Origin of the sequence: Solwaraspora sp. WMMA2065, assembly GCF_030345075.1 — a bacterium.
Classification (GTDB): domain Bacteria; phylum Actinomycetota; class Actinomycetes; order Mycobacteriales; family Micromonosporaceae; genus Micromonospora_E.
In genome coordinates, this window is the sequence record NZ_CP128361.1 from 2,097,560 (window position 1) to 2,114,003 (window position 16,444).

The following is a 16,444-nucleotide window of genomic DNA, read 5'->3' on the forward strand; positions in this document are numbered from 1 at the left end:
TGTCGGCCCCGATCTGCACCGGATCGGCACCGGTGCCGATCCGGTGGGCCGTCAGGTCGGCCCGACGAAGACCGCCACGGTACGCGGCGGCACGGTGAACGTGCCGGTGGCGGCGTCGAAGCTGGCCTGCCGGCTCACCGGGGCGGCCGAGTCGCGCAGCACCGGGTGCAGTTCGATGGCGGCCCGGCGTAGCTCGGGCAGCCGCTGCCGGGCGGTCTGCGGAGTCGCGTTGAAGATCACCGTCACCGACCCCCACCGCCGGTCCAGGCCGGCGGAGCGCAGCCGCATGGTGATCACGCCGGGGGTCTCGGCCGGCCCGGCCAGCGGGAAGCTGACCCGCTGCTGCACCTCGCGGGCGGTGGACAGGGCGAACACCGGTGACGAAGCACGGATTCGCAGCAGTTCGGCGTACCGGGCGGCGGTCGCCTCGATCGTGGCGCAGTCCGGCACCAGGGCCGGGTCGGCGAGCAGCGGTCCGGCGTACGGCCATTTGTCGGCGTTGTCGGCGGCAGCCCGGCGCCGAATCCGTTGCCGGCAGCGCAGTCCCAGCGGATCTGGTTGAACCAGTCCCCCGAGTTGTACGAGTTGCGGTCCAACGACTTGGACCGCAACCGTTCACTGCCGGCGGTGACGAACCCGGTCCCCTGGGCGAAGACCACCGTCGACAGGGCGAGCAGCTGGGCCCGGGACCGGTCGGCCGCCGACGTGCCCGCCGGCAGCTTGTACGCCAGCGCGTCGTAGAGAATCTCGTTGTCGTGGGCGTCGACGTAGGTCACCGCCTCCCCCGGTGCCGCCGTGTAGCCGGCCGGTGAGCCGTTGTAGTCGACGTCGGCGCCGGTCACCCGATCGCCGCTGGCAGCGGTGAACGAGTACCCGGCCAGGTTGCCGGTCAGCCCGACCTTGATCAGGTCCTGCTGGTGGCGCAACCGGGTCTGCTGCTCGGCGCGGCTGCCGTTGACCGGATCCCCGTTCGGATCGGTGAACAGGCCGGAGGCGAAGCCCTGCACCCGTGGGTTGGCGTCGAACGGGCCACCGCCGCGCACCGCGTCACGCAGCCGGTCGGTGAACGTGCCGACCCCGGTGCCGGCCATGTTGGCCTGGGTGGCCTGGACGAACCGGGCGTCGCCGGCGACCTCGCCTAAGTCCCAGCCCTCGCCGTAGAGCAGGATCGACCGGCCGTCCACCCCGTCCCGGGCCACGGTCAGCCGGTCCAGCGCCCGGCGTACCGCCAGGATGTTCGCCTTCGGGTGGTGGCCCATCAGGTCGAACCGGAAGCCGTCCACCTTGTACGCCCGGGCCCAGGTGACCACCGAGTCGACGACCAGCCGGCCCATCATGGCGTGTTCCGGTGCGGTGTTGGCGCAGCAGGTGGAGGTGGCGACGGTGCCGTCGTCGAGCAGCCGGTGGTATTGACTACGCCAGAAGTCGAAGGTGGCCGTACCGGCAGGCACTGCGTTGTCGCGATGCATGTCCACTTGGTTTTCGTGACGAGGTTCCGGCACCCGGTGTTCGCCGACCGGCACCTGACCCGCATGAAAACAGATCATGCGGGACGTGTGCACGGACTTCGAGGCCGGACTGGTCGAGTTCAACGGCGGCCACAACCATGTCCACCTGCTGGTCGACCACCCACCCGAAGTCGCCGTGGCCCGCCTGGTCAACTCACTCAAGGGCGTCCCGTCGCGCCGCCCCCGGCAGGAAATTCCCGACCTCGCACGCCACTACCACCGGGCCAACAAACTCTCTGGTCGGGCTCGTACCTCGCCGGCTCCGCCTGCGGCGCGCCACCGAGCATCGTGACGCAGTACATCGAGCAGCAGACCCGGCCAGGTTAGAGCACTGCTCGGGCCCTGGCGGCCCTCCCAGCGCGGGCCACCACCCCCGGCCTGAAGGCCGGAGCGCTGGCCCGCATTCCGGTAGCGGCCCCGCCAGGACGATTCACCGCGTACCGACCAGACGCCGGTGCGGTCGTCGCGGCGCATCGCCACGGTCTGCGGCTCGGCGGTCGGCGTGTCGAACAGCTCCAACGCGACGGTCCGGGCGGTCGGTGCCCAGACCGACAGGGTCGGTCGCCGGCCGGCGAAGGTGACGCCGAGCGGGGCTTTCGTCGCGGCGGCGTACAGGTCGTCGAGCACGCCCGGCGTCTGCACGCCGGTGACCGCCAACAGGTTGCCCTCGTGGTCGCGTTCGGTGACGACGACCTGGCCGCGCAGCGCGGCGGCGAGCGTCGCCCGGTCCCGGGCATCGACGGTGAAGGCGCGGTGTGCCCACAGGTGCGGCAACGCCGCACGCTGGGTCTCGGTGAGCCCGTTGCGCCGCGCGGTCAGCGGGATCGACCGGTGGTCGCCGACGAGGTCGTCACCGTCGACCCGCAGCCCGCCGGCGGGTGCCCAGACCAGGTCGTAGCGTCTGCCGTCGGTCGGCCCGGTAGCCCAGGCCACGGTGGACCGGTCGATCCAGTGGGCCCGCTGGACGGTCAGGTCGAGGTCGCGGCGGGCACCGCCGGGTGCCGGTGGCAGCAGCCGCTGCGGGTCACCGGCGAGCAGCCACACCTCGCGGCCGACGGCGTCGAAGTCGAGCCGCTGGTCGGTCGGCAGATCCTTGTCGTCTCCCCGGTGGACGATGTAACTCAGCCCGGTCGCGTCGTCGGTCAGCGGCACCCGGAAGGTGACGCCGTAGTCGTCCCGGTCGGCGGGCGGCAGCGGATCGGCCCAGTCGGTGGGGGTGGCGGCGCCGTCCCAGACGTGCAGCCCCCAGCCGGTGTAGTCGCCGTCGGCGCATCGGCCACCGGCGCCGGGACGGCGGCCAAGGTGACAGCGAGGACGGCGGCGAGAGCATACGGCGCCAAGCGAAACGCACGGGTGCGGACGGGTGCGGCTTCCATCGACAGCCTTCCGTTGACGATGAGCGCACGCCAACCCTTGCTGCAAGATTCTGCAATAACTTGCAGGCGTGGTCAGTCCAGGTCGCAGGGCGCGCCGTTGGCCAGGCACCGCTGCGGGGTGGTGCCGTGACCGTGGCGTTCGAAGTGGAACCGCAGCGGTACCGACGAACGGGCCCCGACCGGCACCGAACCGGTGAAGACGTACTCCCGGCCGGACCGGCGCATGGTCGCCTGGGGCGCACCTTCGACCCACGCGGTGTGCATCCGGCTGACGTTGTCCGGGAAACTGATGGTCACGGTCCAGGCACGGTCGTACCGCGAGGTGTTCATTACCAGCACCTCGGCAATGAACCCGTCGCCGAACTGCTGGAGCACCCGGTAGCGGCCGATCACGTCGGGAGCGGCCGCCGGCGCCGAGGCGCTGGGCGCGGCGGGCGTGGTGACACGCGGTGGATCGTAGGACGGAGTGGACGGCAACGACGGCAAGGTGGCCGAGGTGGACGGCAGCAGCGAGGAGGAGGCCGGCCAGGAGGGAACCGGAGAGGACGAGGGAGCTGGCCGCAGGACCGCCTCGCCGGACGGCGGTGGGGCTGTGGCGACCAGCTGGCCGCCGGTGTTCACCGCCGGTGGGCTCACCGCGACCCGCGGCTCGGGCTCCGGCCGCACGGTCGGCTGTGACTCACCGATGGCCCGGGTCTGCACGGGTACACAGCCGGCGGCCACCAGAAGGATGACCACCATGACAGCGACTCCACTCAGGACGACCACCCACGGCGCCAGGGCGATCACGGTGGAGGGGGTCCAGGCGGTGCGCGCGGAGTGTCTGCCGTCCACGATGGCCCCCTTTATGCGCCGACGTCCCGCGGAAGAGTAGCGATTTCGACCCGCAACGCAAAAGGCCCAGTTACTGACTAGTTAGTGGAGTGGGGTAACAGTACAGATACGCACCGCGTCGCGACGAAGCCGCAACAGGTAGTGGAATCGCTGACCGGGCACCGACCGCCCGTCGGCGTCGAGGTACTCCCACTCCACCTCGACCGCCACCAACGCAATGCTCACCTGCCGAACCTGGTGGAAGCGGGCGTGCGACGCGACGATCCGCCGCTGGGCGTAATCGGGCGCGGCGCCGACGAAGGACAGCGCCACCGCCGCCGGCGAGGAGAACGCGAAGCTGTAGGCATCGGCGACGACCATCGCCGGCGACGCGAAGCAGTCCGCGATACCGGGCACATCGCCGGCGGTGATCGCCGCGCCGTACCGGTCAAAGAAGCCGGCGAGGGTGTCGAGGTCGGTCGAGGTGTCCACGAGACCGCGGTGCCCGGTGCGACCGCTCGACAAACCCGTCCCGGAAGCCGACACCGGGTTGCGACAATAGCAAGACGGACGTACGGTTTTGTTGCGAGCCGCGCTCCGGGTAAGTGTTACCTCACCCCGACGCCGCGGTAATCCGTACGAAAGACTGCCAGGACGACCAGGGACACAGCGGTAAGGAGTCCGACGTGGCGAGCCTCGACACCTTCGGTGCGAAGAGCCAGCTGCGCGTCGCCGACGCGAGCTACGAGATTTTCAAGATCAACACAGTGGCGGGTCACGAACACCTGCCGTACAGCCTGAAGATCCTGCTGGAGAACCTGCTCCGCACCGAGGACGGGGCCAACGTCACCGCCGGGCAGATCCGGGCACTCGGCTCCTGGGACCCGACCGCCGAGCCGAGCGTCGAGATCCAGTTCACCCCGGCCCGGGTCCTCATGCAGGACTTCACCGGCGTGCCGTGCGTGGTCGACCTGGCCACCATGCGGGAGGCCGTCCGCGAGCTCGGCGGCGACCCGACCAAGGTCAACCCGCTCGCGCCGGCCGAACTGGTCATCGACCACTCGGTCATCGCCGACCTGTTCGGCCGCGAGGACGCCTTCGCCCGCAACGTCGAACTGGAGTACGGCCGCAACAAGGAGCGCTACCAGTTCCTGCGCTGGGGGCAGACCGCGTTCAACGAGTTCAAGGTCGTCCCGCCCGGCACCGGCATCGTGCACCAGGTCAACATCGAGTATCTGGCGCGGACGATCATGGAACGCAACGGGCAGGCCTACCCGGACACCGTCGTCGGCACCGACTCGCACACCACGATGGTCAACGGGCTGGGCGTCGTGGGCTGGGGCGTCGGCGGCATCGAGGCCGAGGCCGCCATGCTCGGCCAGCCGGTCAGCATGCTGATCCCCCGGGTCGTCGGGTTCAAGCTGTCCGGCGAGGCACCCGCCGGCACCACCGCCACCGACCTGGTGCTCACCATCACCGAGATGCTGCGCCAGCACGGCGTTGTCGGCAAGTTCGTCGAGTTCTACGGACCCGGTGTCGGCGCCGTACCGCTGGCCAACCGGGCCACCATCGGCAACATGTCGCCCGAGTACGGCTCCACCGTCGCGATCTTCCCGATCGACGCGGAGACCATCAACTACCTGCGGCTCACCGGCCGCGACGACGCGCAGGTAGCGCTGGTCGAGGCGTACGCCAAGGAACAGGGCCTGTGGCACGACCCGGCCGCCGAACCGTACTACTCGGAGCGGCTCGAGCTCGACCTGTCGACCATCGAGCCGTCGCTGGCCGGACCGAAACGCCCGCAGGACCGGGTGCCGCTGGGCAGCGCCAAGACCATGTTCCGCTCGGCGCTGACCGACTACGTCGCCGACGACCACACCCCGTCCGTGGCCGGCCCCGCCGACGAGGCCAGCGTCGAATCCTTCCCGGCCAGCGACCCGCCGGCCGCCGACGGCGCCGACGACCCGGCCGACAAACCGCACGAGCTGATCAGTGCCTCGGTCGGCGCCGGCGGACGGGCCAGCAAGCCGGTGCAGGTGACCGGTGCCGACGGCGCCCGGTTCGAGCTGGACCACGGGGCCGTGGTGATCGCGGCGATCACCTCCTGCACCAACACCTCCAACCCGCAGGTGATGCTCGGTGCCGCGCTACTGGCCCGCAACGCCGTCGACCGGGGGCTGGCCCGCAAGCCGTGGGTGAAGACCACCCTGGCACCGGGTTCCAAGGTCGTCATGGACTACTACGAGCGGGCCGGCCTCACCCCGTACCTGGAGAAGCTCGGCTTCCACCTGGTCGGCTACGGCTGCACCACCTGCATCGGCAACTCCGGCCCGCTGCCCGAGGAGATCTCCGCCGCGGTCAACGAACACGACCTGACCGTGGTGTCGGTGTTGTCCGGCAACCGCAACTTCGAGGGCCGGATCAACCCGGACGTCAAGATGAACTACCTGGCCTCGCCACCGCTGGTCGTCGCCTACGCCCTCGCCGGCACGATGGACATCGACCTGGCCAACGAGCCGCTCGGCACCGGATCCGACGGCCAGCCGGTGTTCCTGCGCGACATCTGGCCCAGCAACGCCGAGATCGAGCAGGTGCGGGCCAGCGCCATCGGCGCCGCCGGGTTCGGCGCCGCGTACGCCGACGTGTTCGCCGGCGACGAGCAGTGGCAGTCGCTGCCCACCCCCACCGGCGACACCTTCACCTGGGCCGACGAGTCGACCTACGTGCGCAAGCCCCCGTACTTCGAGGGCATGGCACCGACACCTCGGCCGGTGACCGACATCGCCGGTGCCCGGGTGCTGGCCAGGCTCGGCGACTCGGTGACCACCGACCACATCTCGCCGGCCGGTGCGATCAAGCCCGACTCCCCCGCCGGGCGCTACCTCAGCGAGCACGGTGTCCCCCGGCACGAGTTCAACTCGTACGGGTCCCGGCGCGGCAACCACGAGGTGATGATCCGGGGCACCTTCGCCAACATCCGGCTGCGCAACCAGCTGGTGCCGGGCGTCGAGGGCGGGTTCACCGTCAACCACCTGACCGGTGAGCAGACCAGCATCTACGACGCGTCGGTGGCGTACGCGCAGGCCGGCGTGCCGCTGGTGGTGCTGGCCGGCAAGGAGTACGGCTCCGGTTCGTCACGGGACTGGGCGGCCAAGGGCACCATGCTGCTCGGCGTACGGGCCGTCATCGCCGAGTCGTACGAGCGGATCCACCGCTCCAACCTGATCGGCATGGGGGTGCTGCCGCTGCAGTACCCGGCCGGGCAGGACGCCGCCTCCCTCGGGCTCACCGGCACCGAGACGATCGACATCGTCGGGGTGACCACGCTCAACGACGGCACCACTCCGCGTACGGTGACCGTGCGCACCGACACGGGTGTCGAGTTCGAGGCCGTGGTCCGGATCGACACCCCGGGCGAGGCCGACTACTACCGGCACGGCGGCATCCTGCAGTTCGTGCTGCGCAAGATGCTGGCCAGCTGATCCGGTCACGGATGAACGGCGGCGGTGGGTGGTGACCCGGTCCGGTCACCACCCACCGCCGTGTTGTGCCAAGCTCGGACCATGGACGACAGGACCTTGCTGGCCCGAATCCAGGAACTGGTCGACGAGGAGCACGAGCTGCGTGGCAGGTTCGCCGCCGGGCAGCTCTCCGCAGACGAGGAACACGCCCGACTGGGCGCGCTGGAAGAGGCGCTCGACCAGTGCTGGGACCTGCTGCGTCGCCGCCGGGCCGCCCGGGACGGCGGCGGCGACCCGGACGCCGTCCAGCCACGGCCCACCGGCGAGGTGGAGAGTTACCTGCAGTAGTGGCTGCGGCGAGGAGAACCGCAGGTCAGCCGGCCAGCACCGCGGCCACGGCCGGGATCACACCGGACGCTTCCCGGGTCGGCGCGTACCGCTCGTCCAGCCAGTTGCGGCCCCGGTGCAACCAGACGCTGGGCAGTCCGGCCGCGGCGGCTCCGCCGATGTCGGCCTCCGGGCTGTCACCCACCATCCAGGCGCCGCGTAGCCGCATCCGCACGCTCTGCGCGGCCAGTGCGAAGATCCTCGGGTTGGGTTTGCTGACCCCGGCGGCCTCCGAGATCACCCAGTCGGCCACGTACCGGTCCAGGCCGGTCCGGCGGATCTTCGCCTCCTGCTGGCGGGCCGTCCCGTTGGTGACTATCACCGGCACCCAGCCGGCGTCCCGTGCGATCGCCAACGAACAGGCCACCAGCGGATCCAGCCGGGTGTGCCGCACGACGCCGTCGTGCAGCTCCTCGACCAGGTCGACCGACGACGACCGGAGTCGATACCGCTCCCGGAGCGCATCGGCCAGATCCCACCGGTCGGTCAGCCCGTCGGCATCGACGGAGACCAGCCAGTCGATGTCGTCTCGTGGGGCACCGACCGAGTCCAGGAATTCCTGACCCCACACGCGAAACGCCCCGGCCCGGTCGAGCAGGGTGTTGTCCAGATCCAGGAGCAGGAGTGGCACGGGCGCACCTTACGCGACACCGTATGGCGGGGAACAGTCCCAGAATGTAAACGAGTACCGGTAGCAAGCCGTACGTACGGCTTGCTACCGGTCTGCCCACCTGACACGATCACATCATGCCCCGGGTGAGCCAGATCCAGCTCGACGCACGCCGCCAGGAGATCCTCGCCGCCGCCCGGGTCTGCTTCGCCCGGCACGGGTACGAAGGTGCCACCGTCCGCCGGCTGGAGGAGGCCACCGGGCTGTCCCGGGGAGCGATCTTCCACCACTTCCGGGACAAGGACTCACTGTTCCTGGCGGTCGCCGAGGACGACGCGGCCGCGATGGTCGAGACGGTGGCCCGCAACGGCCTGGTCCAGGTGATGCGCGACCTGCTCACCCGGGCAGACTCCCCGGACACCGCCGGCTGGCTGGGCAGCCAGCTCGAGGTGTCCCGGCGGCTGCGTACCGACCCGGACTTCGCCCGGCGCTGGGCCGCCCGGTCCGCCGCGATCGCCGAGGCGACCCGGGAGCGGCTCGGCCGCCAACGCGATGCCGGCGTGCTGCGCGACGACGTACCGATCGACGTCCTGGCGCGGTTCCTGGAACTGGCCTACGACGGGCTGGTGCTGCAGCTGGCAATGGGGCGGCCTGGCAGCGACCTCGGCGCCGTCCTCGACATCGTCGAGGAGGCGGTACGTCGACCTCCGCCACGCTGACCGGTGGCACGGCTGTCCCACAATAGGGACCACCGTCAGCGCGGGAGCGTCGGTGACCCGACGCCCGCCCAGCGACCAGGAGACCCTATGACGCCCGGTGACACCTGGGGCATCCCCGGCCCCACCTTCCTCGTCGTCTTCGGACTGACCGCGCTGGTGCTCCTCGTCGCCAACCTCGGCTACCGGCGGATCGCGCTCTCCGGGCACGACGGCCGCACCGGATCACTCGGCGGCGCCGAGGTCGCGTACCTCAACGGCGGGGGCCGGTTGGCTGTGTACGCCAGCCTGGCGGCGTTGCGCTCGGCGGGCAGCGTCGACGTCGGCAGCCGCGGTACGTTGCGGGCGGCCGGTCCACTGCCGGCCGGTGCCGGGCAGCTCGACCAGGCGGTCCACCACGCCGCGCAGCGCCAGGTACGGGTCCGCGACCTGCAGACCGATCAGTGGGTCGTCGACGCGCTGCATCGAATGCGCGACGGCCTGGTCTCTGCCGGGTTGGCCATCGGTGACGGCCAACGCCGTACCGCCCGGCTGCTCGCCGGCACGGTCGGGATCCTCGCCGCCGTCGGTGTGCTGCGGGTGTTCGCCGGCGCCGCGAACAACCGGCCGGTCGGCTACCTGGTGCTGATGCTCGCGGTCACCGTACCGGTGGCGATGGTGCTGTTCTTCTCGGTGCCGCGCCGTACCCGGGCCGCGAATCGCCTCCTCACCAAACTGCGCAGCCAGTACCGTCACCTCTCGCCGACCTTGCGGCCGGCCCCCGCGACGTACGGTGTCGCCGGCGCTGCGATGGGGGTCGGCGTTTTCGGAGCGGCGTCCTTGTGGGCCATGGACCCGGCGTTTGCGGGGACCGCGGAGATCCAGCGGGTGAGCTCCGGCACCGGGTCCTCCGGTTGGGGCGGTGACAGCGGCGGGGGTGGCGGTGACGGAGGAGGCGGCGGCTGCGGTGGCGGCTGCGGCGGATGAGCCTGATGTCCGTCACCGCCTGGCCGCCCAACCCCGACGGTGGGCTCGGGGTCGGCATCGGCTGGCGGCCGGAGATCTCCGGCTTCGTCGATGGATTGCCCGGATTGCGCTTCTGCGAGGTGATCGCCGAGTCGGTCGACCCCGGCCGGCCACTGGACGACGGGCTTCGCCGGCTCCGTGAGCGTGGGGTGACCGTCGTGCCGCACGGCGTACGGCTGTCCCTTGGCAGTGCCGAGCCGGTCGAGCAGGACCGGGTCGATCGGCTCGCGGGCGTCGCCGAGCTGCTTGGCGCGCCCCTGGTCAGCGAACACATCGCTTTCGTCCGGGCCGGCGGGGTCGAGGCCGGGCATCTGCTGCCGCTGCCCCGCACCTGGGCGGCGGTCGACACGGTCGTCGGCAACGTCCGGCGGGTGTCCGCCGAGCTGCCGGTGCCGATCGCGCTCGAACCAATCGCCGCAGTGTTCGACTGGCCCGACGACGAGCTCGACGAGGCCGACTTCGTCAGTGAGGTCATCGAACGCTCCGGCGCGCTGCTGCTGTTGGACGTCGCGAACGTTTACGCCAACGCCCGCAACCGGGGCGACGACCCGGTCGCCCTGCTCGACCGGCTGCCGCTGGAACGCATCGCGTACCTGCACGTCGCTGGCGGTGCCGCCGACCGGGACGGGATCTACCACGACACGCACACCGACCCGGTCCCAACCGAGGTGCTGCAGCTGCTCACCGACCTGTGCGCCCGGCGGCGGCCACCAGCGGTGCTACTGGAGCGGGACGGACGCTATCCACCGGCCGAGGTGCTGCGCGCCGAACTGGACACGATCTCGGCGACAGCCGGTCTGGACCGGGTCACGTGACCGGCCAGGCATCGTCCGACGACGCTCCCGACCCCCGTACCGGGCTTGCCGCCACCCGACGGGCAGAGCTCGCCGCCGCCCAACGTGCGCTGGTCGCGTCGCTCGTCGACGACACCGATCCGCCGCCCGGCTTCGACCCGTACCGGCTGTCGGTCGCCCGTACCGCGCTGCTGCGCAAGCGGGCCGGTGAGGTGGCCCGGCACTGGCCGTTGCTGGCCGCCTCGCTGGGTGACGCCTGGCCGGCCGTGTTCGTCCGCTGGGCTACGGGCCGGCGGTCGGCGGGTGGGTTGCGCGACGGCTGGGACTTCGTCCGGGCGCTGGCCGCCAGCGACCGTCTGCCGGGCCTGGCCGTGGCGGAGCTCGCCGGCCGGGAGGCCGGCTGGTGCTACGACGGGTCGTCAGCTCCCCGCCGACGCCGTCTCCCGGCGGTACGACGGCTGCCCGGCGGGTGGACGGTCCAGGTCGCCGGCCGGGTCCGGACGTTCGGCCTCCGCCGGTAGCCGGCCCGGTCGTCCGCCGGGGTCACGACCGGCGGCCGCCGGGGTCACGACCGGCGGCTTCACGGCATGCGGCAGGATCGTGGGCATGGACCTCGGCCTCGAAAACCGGGTGTACGTGCTCACCGGCGCGTCCCGTGGACTCGGCTACGCCACCGCCGCCTGTCTGGTCGCCGACGGAGCACGGGTGGTGCTCGCCGCCCGGGACGCCGCCGGGCTGACGGCGGCGGCACACCGCCTCGGCGGCCCGCGGCAGGCGATCGCGGTCAGCGCCGACCTGGCCGAGCCGGACTGCGCGGCACGCCTGGTCGCGACGGCCCAGGAGCACTTCGGCCGGATCGACGGCGCGTTGATCTCGGTCGGCGGGCCGAAACCCGGTCCCAGCCACGCGGTCAGCGACGAACAGTGGCGGGCGGCCTTCGACACCGTGTTCGTCGGCACGGTACGGGCGGTACGGGCCGTCGCCGACGCGCTACCCGCCGGCGGTGCGGTCGCCGTGGTGCTGTCGACGTCGGCCCGGATGCCACTGCCCGGCCTGGGCATCTCCAACGGGCTGCGGCCCGGTCTCGCGGCGGTCGCCAAGGAGCTCGCCGACGGCTACGCCGGCCGGGGCGTCCGGGTGGTCAGCCTGCTGCCGGGCCGGATCATGACCGACCGCAACGTGGAGCTCTTCGCCGCGAGCGACGATCCCCAGCAGGCCCGGGCCGAGGCGGAAGCGGACATCCCACTCGGTCGGCTGGGCGAGCCGGAGGAGTTCGGGCGGGTGGCGGCGTTCGTGCTGTCCCCGGCCGCGAGCTATCTGACCGGAATCACGCTGCCCGTCGACGGCGGCGCGCTGCCCTGCCCCTGAACGGCTTTTCGGCGTGTCCACCGACCGGGCCACGATGGCGCAGCTGCTGGCCGACGCTGTCGGCCGTACCCTGCCCGACGTCGTCGGACCCGATCTCGACGTGCTGTTCTGCGGAATCAATCCGAGCCTGTACTCCGCTGCCGTCGGCCACCACTTCGCCCGCCCGGGCAACCGGTTCTGGCCGACGCTGCACCGGTCCGGTTTCACGCCCCGGCGGCTCGACCCCAGCGAAGATCATCTGCTGCCCGGGTTCGGGCTGGGCGTGACGAACCTGGTCGCCAGGGCGACGGCGCGGGCCGACGAACTCACGCCGCCGGAGCTGGTCGCCGGAGGCGCGCGGCTCGTCCGGCTGGCCGCCGCGTGCCGACCCCGGTGGATCGCCGTGGTCGGGGTGACCGCCTACCGGCTGGCGTTCGACCAGCCACGGGCGGTCGTCGGACCCCGGCCCGAGGACCTCGGCGGCGCGAGGCTCTGGGTGCTGCCCAACCCGAGCGGGCTCAATGCCCACTACCAGCTCGACCGGCTCGTCGCCGAGTTCGACCGGCTACGGCAGGCGGTGACGGCCGGACCGCCGCAATAGGCGGTTACTGGTGGCGGGCCAACCGCTCGCGGATCAGCTGACCGAACAGGCCGGCAGGTTGTCCGCAGTCGAGGCACTGAAGACCTTCGTCGAGACGTGGCCCCCCGCACTGGGCGCACCGGCCCCGGTCGCGCGGATCGTGGTACGACCGCAGGGCGGCGCAGAGCGCCGCAGCCACCGAGTCGGTCAGTACGACAGGGTCGGCGTCGCCGACGCGAACCGCCACGCCAGCCGACCGGGCCGGTGCCAGATCGAGCGCGGCCAGCCGCGCAGCGAACTCGCGCAGTGCCGCCGCGACCGCAGCCTCCGGTTCCATCGGCCCAGCGTAGTCGACGGCGGACCGCTATCCGGCGGCGGTGCCCGACGGCGGGGGCAGGTCCTGTTCGGCCGGAAATGCCCGACCCGACCCGGCAGTCACCGGATCCAGCCCGGTGTCGTCGAGGTACGGGGTCGGCGAGTCGGCCATCGCGAACTGGGTTCGGTACAGCTCGGCGTACAGCCCACCGGCGGCGATCAGCTCGGCGTGTCGACCGCGCTCCACGATCCGGCCCTCGTCGAGGACGAGGATCTGGTCCGCGTCGCGCACCGTCGACAGCCGGTGCGCGATGACCAGTGCGGTACGGCCGGTGAGCGCGACCGACAGGGCGCGCTGCACCGCCGCCTCGGACTCCGAGTCGAGGTGGGCGGTGGCCTCGTCGAGGATGACGATCGACGGTGCCTTGAGCAGCAGCCGGGCGATGGCAATCCGCTGTTTCTCGCCGCCGGAGAAGCGGTAGCCGCGCTCACCGACCACCGTGTCCAGCCCGTCCGGCAGGGCCCGGACCAGCCCGTCGACCTGCGCGCCGCGCAGCGCCGCCCACATCTGGTCGTCGGTGGCGTCCGGCCTGGCGTACCGCAGGTTCTCCGCGATCGTCTCGTGGAACAGGTGGGAGTCCTGGGTGACCACCCCGATGGTGTCGCGCAGCGAGTCGAGTGTCGCGTCACGCACGTCCACCCCACCCACCCGGATCTCGCCGTCGCTCACGTCGTACACCCGGGAGACCAGCATGGCGGTGGTGCTCTTGCCGGCGCCGGACGGGCCGACCAGGGCGACCAGCTGCCCCGGCTCCACGGTGAACGACACCCCGCGCAGCACCGGCTCGGAGACCGTGCGGTCGAGCGTCGCGACGTCCTCCAGCGAGGCCAGCGAGATCTCGGCGGCGCTGGGGTACCGGAACCGGACGTCGCGGAACTCCAGTCGGCTCGAGCCGGGCGGCACGACGACGGCGTCCGGGCGCTCGGCGATCGACGGGGCGAGGTCGAGCACCTCGAACACCCGGTCGAAGGAGACCAGCGCGCTCATCACGTCGACCCGCACGTTGCTCAACGCGGTCAGCGGCCCGTAGAGGCGGGTGAGCAGCAGGGCCAGGGTCACCACGGTGCCGGCGCTGACCGCGCCGGTGACCGCCAGCCAGCCGCCGAGTCCGTAGGTGAGCGCCTGGGCGAGCGAGGCGACCAGCAGCATCGCCACGAAGAAGGTACGCGAGTACATCGCCGACTGGATGCCGATCTCCCGGACCCGGTCGGCCCGCTCGGCGAACCGGCGTGCCTCGACCTCGGGCTGGCCGAAGAGCTTGACCAGTAGCGCGCCGGCGACCCCGAACCGCTCGGTCATCGTGGCGTTCATCTTGGCGTCGAGGTCGTACGACTCCCGGGTGATCTCCGCGAGCCGCTTGCCGACCCGGCGGGCCGGCACGATGAAGATCGGCAGCAGCACCAGGGACAGCGCGGTGATCTGCCAGGACAGGGTGAACATCACCGCGGCGGTGAGCACCAGTTGGATGACATTGCTGACCACACCGGACAGCGTCGAGGTGAAGGCCCGCTGGGCGCCGATCACGTCGTTGTTGAGCCGGCTGACCAGCGCACCGGTCTGGGTCCGGGTGAAGAACTGCAACGGCATCCGCTGCACGTGGTCGAAGACCCGGGTCCGCAGGTCCAGGATGATGCCCTCACCGATCCGGGCGGCGTACCAGCGTTGGGCCAGGGAGAGCAGCGCGTCCACCACGGCGAGACCGGCGATCAGCAGGGCCAGCCGGACCACGGTCGCGCCGGCGTCGGCGCGACCGGCGGTGATCGTGTTCACCACGTCGCCGGCGAGGACCGGGGTGGCGACCCCGATGCCGGCCGCCAGCACGACGGTTACCAGGAAGACGCTGATGTCCCGCCGGTACGGGTGGGCGAAGGCGACGATCCGCCGGGTGGTGCCCCGGCTGACCCGGTGGGAACGTAGCTGGTCGCCGTCGCGCATCGAACGCAGCATGCCCCAGCCGGCCCCCATGCCACCCATCCCACCGGATCCAGCCATCGGCACCCGCCACCTTCGTCTCGCCACCGTCGCGGGTACCAGTGTCCCGGACGCCTACGACAACAGTTCAGGTAACTGGTGTCTTCCCGTTGAGGCCTTACTGCCCGACCCGGCGGCTACTCGCCGGCTCCGGTCAGGTCCCGGATCCGTCGGGTCTGCGCCTCCCGCTCGGCGCGCAGCTGGGCGGCGGGGGTGCGGTCGGTGGCTCCGGTGAGCAGGGCCTTGATCTCGACGACCGCGTCGCGGGGCCCGGCCAGCACGGCCGCGACCAGGTCGGCGACGGCCGGGGCCAGCTCCGTCGCGGGCACCACCAGGTTGGCCAGCCCGAGCCGATCGGCCTCGGCCGCGTCGAGCCAGCGACCGGTGACGCAGATCTCCAGGGCCCTGGCGTAGCCGACCAGGTCGACGAGTCGCCGGGTGCCACCGAGGTCCGGCACCAGGCCGAGGGTCACCTCGGCCATCCGCAGCCGGGCGTCGTCGGCCAGGACGCGCAGGTCGCAGCCGAGGGCAAGCTGGAATCCGGCGCCTACGGCCGGCCCGTGCACGGCGGCGACGCTGATCACGTCGGGGCGGGCCAGCCAGGTGAAGGCCTCCTGGTACTCGGCGATCCGGGCGGCGCACTCGTCCGGCGACAGGGCGGCCAACGGCGGCGGGGTCGGATCGTCACCAGGCGGACCGTCACCAGGCGAGTCGGCTCGCGGATGGTCGGTCGCGGCGAGATCCGCATCGGTGCCACCCGCAGCGCTGGGATCGAGCAGTGCCTGGATCGCGCCCCGGTCGAGGCCGGCGGAGAAGGCCCGACCGGCGCCGCGGACCACCACGACGCGAACGTCGCCGCGCAGCTCCCGGCCGATGCCGCGCAGCGCCCGCCACATCTGCGGGGTTTGAGCGTTGAGCACGTCGGGCCGGTCCAACGTCACTGTCGCGACCGGCCCGTCGTAGTCGAGTCGTACGCCACCGGACACGGTCAACGAGGGCCTTGACCGTGACAGCGGGGTACGGGGCGCAACTGGATCGTCACCCCTTCTTGCGACGCCGAGCGCCGCCACGCTGGCGCAGTTGCACGCCGGACTCGGTGAGCACCCGGTGGACGAACCCGTACGAGCGGCCGGTGGAGGCCGCAAGGGCGCGGATGCTCTCGCCGGATGTGTACCGCTTGACCAGGTCCTTGGCCAGGGTCTGACGCTCGGCTCCGACGATCCGGCGACCCTTCTCGGTGGTGGCGGCTGTGCCGGTGGCTGCCATGCTGATTCCTCACGTCCCAGACTGTGCGGTTCGATGCGGTCCCACCTATTAGACCGTCTCCAACGATCATGCGCCAGATATCAACTGTTCGCCAACCGACACGCACAGCCCTGTCAGTTACCCGATACGGCGCCACCGAGGAATCCCACCGGCATGCCGGCAGCCCTTCGTCAGCCCCACCCGGTGCGCCTTGTTCATACAATTCACGCTATCCGATAATGACGTTCACCGATG

The 16,444-nt window shown here is 71.6% G+C and carries 15 protein-coding genes and 3 pseudogenes; 9 read left to right on the plus strand and 9 right to left on the minus strand.

From position 1 onward, the window contains the following. Window positions 1–51: 51 nt before the first annotated feature. Window positions 52–1,409, minus strand: a pseudogene (locus tag O7610_RS09480) (alpha-1,6-glucosidase domain-containing protein); the annotation flags it as partial. 54 nt (window positions 1,410–1,463) lie between these two features. On the opposite strand from O7610_RS09480, the pseudogene tnpA reads away from it, so the two are divergent. After that, window positions 1,464–1,835, plus strand: a pseudogene (gene tnpA, locus O7610_RS09485) (IS200/IS605 family transposase). 141 nt (window positions 1,836–1,976) lie between these two features. Here tnpA and O7610_RS09490 read toward each other — a convergent pair. The 3 genes and pseudogenes from O7610_RS09490 to O7610_RS09500 form a co-directional block, all read right to left on the minus strand. Continuing rightward, window positions 1,977–2,993, minus strand: a pseudogene (locus tag O7610_RS09490) (pullulanase-associated domain-containing protein); the annotation flags it as partial. After that, a complete protein-coding gene (locus tag O7610_RS09495; protein WP_281555391.1) occupies window positions 2,957–3,625 on the minus strand; it encodes a cellulose binding domain-containing protein in 669 nt (222 codons plus the stop codon). The gene O7610_RS09495 and the pseudogene O7610_RS09490, both read right to left, overlap by 37 nt. Before the next feature lie 174 nt (window positions 3,626–3,799). Then, complete coding sequence (locus tag O7610_RS09500; RefSeq protein WP_281555392.1) at window positions 3,800–4,189, minus strand: DUF6841 family protein; 390 nt, start codon at window positions 4,187–4,189, stop codon at window positions 3,800–3,802. Window positions 4,190–4,383: 194 nt separating this feature from the next. Between O7610_RS09500 and O7610_RS09505 the strand changes: the two genes are divergently transcribed. Together O7610_RS09505 and O7610_RS09510 are read left to right on the plus strand one after the other, a co-directional pair. Further along, a complete protein-coding gene (locus O7610_RS09505) occupies window positions 4,384–7,179 on the plus strand; it encodes an aconitate hydratase (RefSeq protein WP_289213078.1) in 2,796 nt (931 codons plus the stop codon). A gap of 81 nt (window positions 7,180–7,260) precedes the next feature. Then, the gene (locus O7610_RS09510) at window positions 7,261–7,506 is read left to right on the plus strand and encodes a DUF2630 family protein (RefSeq protein WP_281550380.1); all 246 of its coding nucleotides are present in this window, start codon (window positions 7,261–7,263) and stop codon (window positions 7,504–7,506) included. A gap of 25 nt (window positions 7,507–7,531) precedes the next feature. Here the strand turns inward: O7610_RS09510 and O7610_RS09515 are convergent, their stop codons facing one another. Further along, window positions 7,532–8,176: an HAD family hydrolase gene (locus O7610_RS09515; protein ID WP_281550381.1), complete on the minus strand. Its 645-nt coding sequence runs from the start codon at window positions 8,174–8,176 to the stop codon at window positions 7,532–7,534. A gap of 116 nt (window positions 8,177–8,292) precedes the next feature. On the opposite strand from O7610_RS09515, the gene O7610_RS09520 reads away from it, so the two are divergent. The 6 genes from O7610_RS09520 to mug all read left to right on the plus strand — a co-directional run bounded on the left by O7610_RS09520 (window position 8,293) and on the right by mug (window position 12,618). Then, window positions 8,293–8,874 carry a TetR/AcrR family transcriptional regulator gene (locus O7610_RS09520; protein ID WP_281550382.1) on the plus strand — a complete coding sequence of 194 codons (582 nt, stop codon included), beginning with the start codon at window positions 8,293–8,295 and terminating at the stop codon, window positions 8,872–8,874. 87 nt (window positions 8,875–8,961) lie between these two features. After that, complete coding sequence (locus tag O7610_RS09525; protein ID WP_289213079.1) at window positions 8,962–9,837, plus strand: TIGR04222 domain-containing membrane protein; 876 nt, start codon at window positions 8,962–8,964, stop codon at window positions 9,835–9,837. A gap of 5 nt (window positions 9,838–9,842) precedes the next feature. Beyond that, entirely contained in the window at window positions 9,843–10,691 is an 849-nt protein-coding gene (locus O7610_RS09530; protein ID WP_289213080.1) for an MbnB/TglH/ChrH family RiPP precursor modification enzyme, read from the plus strand. Then, complete coding sequence (locus O7610_RS09535; protein WP_289213081.1) at window positions 10,688–11,191, plus strand: SCO6045 C-terminal-like domain-containing protein; 504 nt, start codon at window positions 10,688–10,690, stop codon at window positions 11,189–11,191. The genes O7610_RS09530 and O7610_RS09535 overlap by 4 nt, the downstream gene beginning before the upstream one ends. 85 nt (window positions 11,192–11,276) lie before the next feature. After that, window positions 11,277–12,038 carry an SDR family oxidoreductase gene (locus tag O7610_RS09540; protein WP_289213082.1) on the plus strand — a complete coding sequence of 254 codons (762 nt, stop codon included), beginning with the start codon at window positions 11,277–11,279 and terminating at the stop codon, window positions 12,036–12,038. 34 nt (window positions 12,039–12,072) lie between these two features. Continuing rightward, window positions 12,073–12,618: a G/U mismatch-specific DNA glycosylase gene (gene mug, locus O7610_RS09545; RefSeq protein WP_282234700.1), complete on the plus strand. Its 546-nt coding sequence runs from the start codon at window positions 12,073–12,075 to the stop codon at window positions 12,616–12,618. A gap of 4 nt (window positions 12,619–12,622) precedes the next feature. Here the strand turns inward: mug and O7610_RS09550 are convergent, their stop codons facing one another. The 4 genes from O7610_RS09550 to O7610_RS09565 all read right to left on the minus strand — a co-directional run bounded on the left by O7610_RS09550 (window position 12,623) and on the right by O7610_RS09565 (window position 16,210). Continuing rightward, a complete protein-coding gene (locus tag O7610_RS09550) occupies window positions 12,623–12,934 on the minus strand; it encodes a hypothetical protein (protein WP_289213083.1) in 312 nt (103 codons plus the stop codon). Between the two features lie 27 nt (window positions 12,935–12,961). Continuing rightward, window positions 12,962–14,965: an ABC transporter ATP-binding protein gene (locus tag O7610_RS09555; RefSeq protein WP_289213084.1), complete on the minus strand. Its 2,004-nt coding sequence runs from the start codon at window positions 14,963–14,965 to the stop codon at window positions 12,962–12,964. A gap of 116 nt (window positions 14,966–15,081) precedes the next feature. Continuing rightward, complete coding sequence (locus O7610_RS09560; RefSeq protein ID WP_289213085.1) at window positions 15,082–15,936, minus strand: enoyl-CoA hydratase/isomerase family protein; 855 nt, start codon at window positions 15,934–15,936, stop codon at window positions 15,082–15,084. Between the two features lie 46 nt (window positions 15,937–15,982). Next, window positions 15,983–16,210, minus strand: coding sequence for a helix-turn-helix domain-containing protein (locus tag O7610_RS09565; RefSeq protein ID WP_123602399.1), 228 nt, complete (start codon window positions 16,208–16,210; stop codon window positions 15,983–15,985). Window positions 16,211–16,444: the final 234 nt, after the last annotated feature.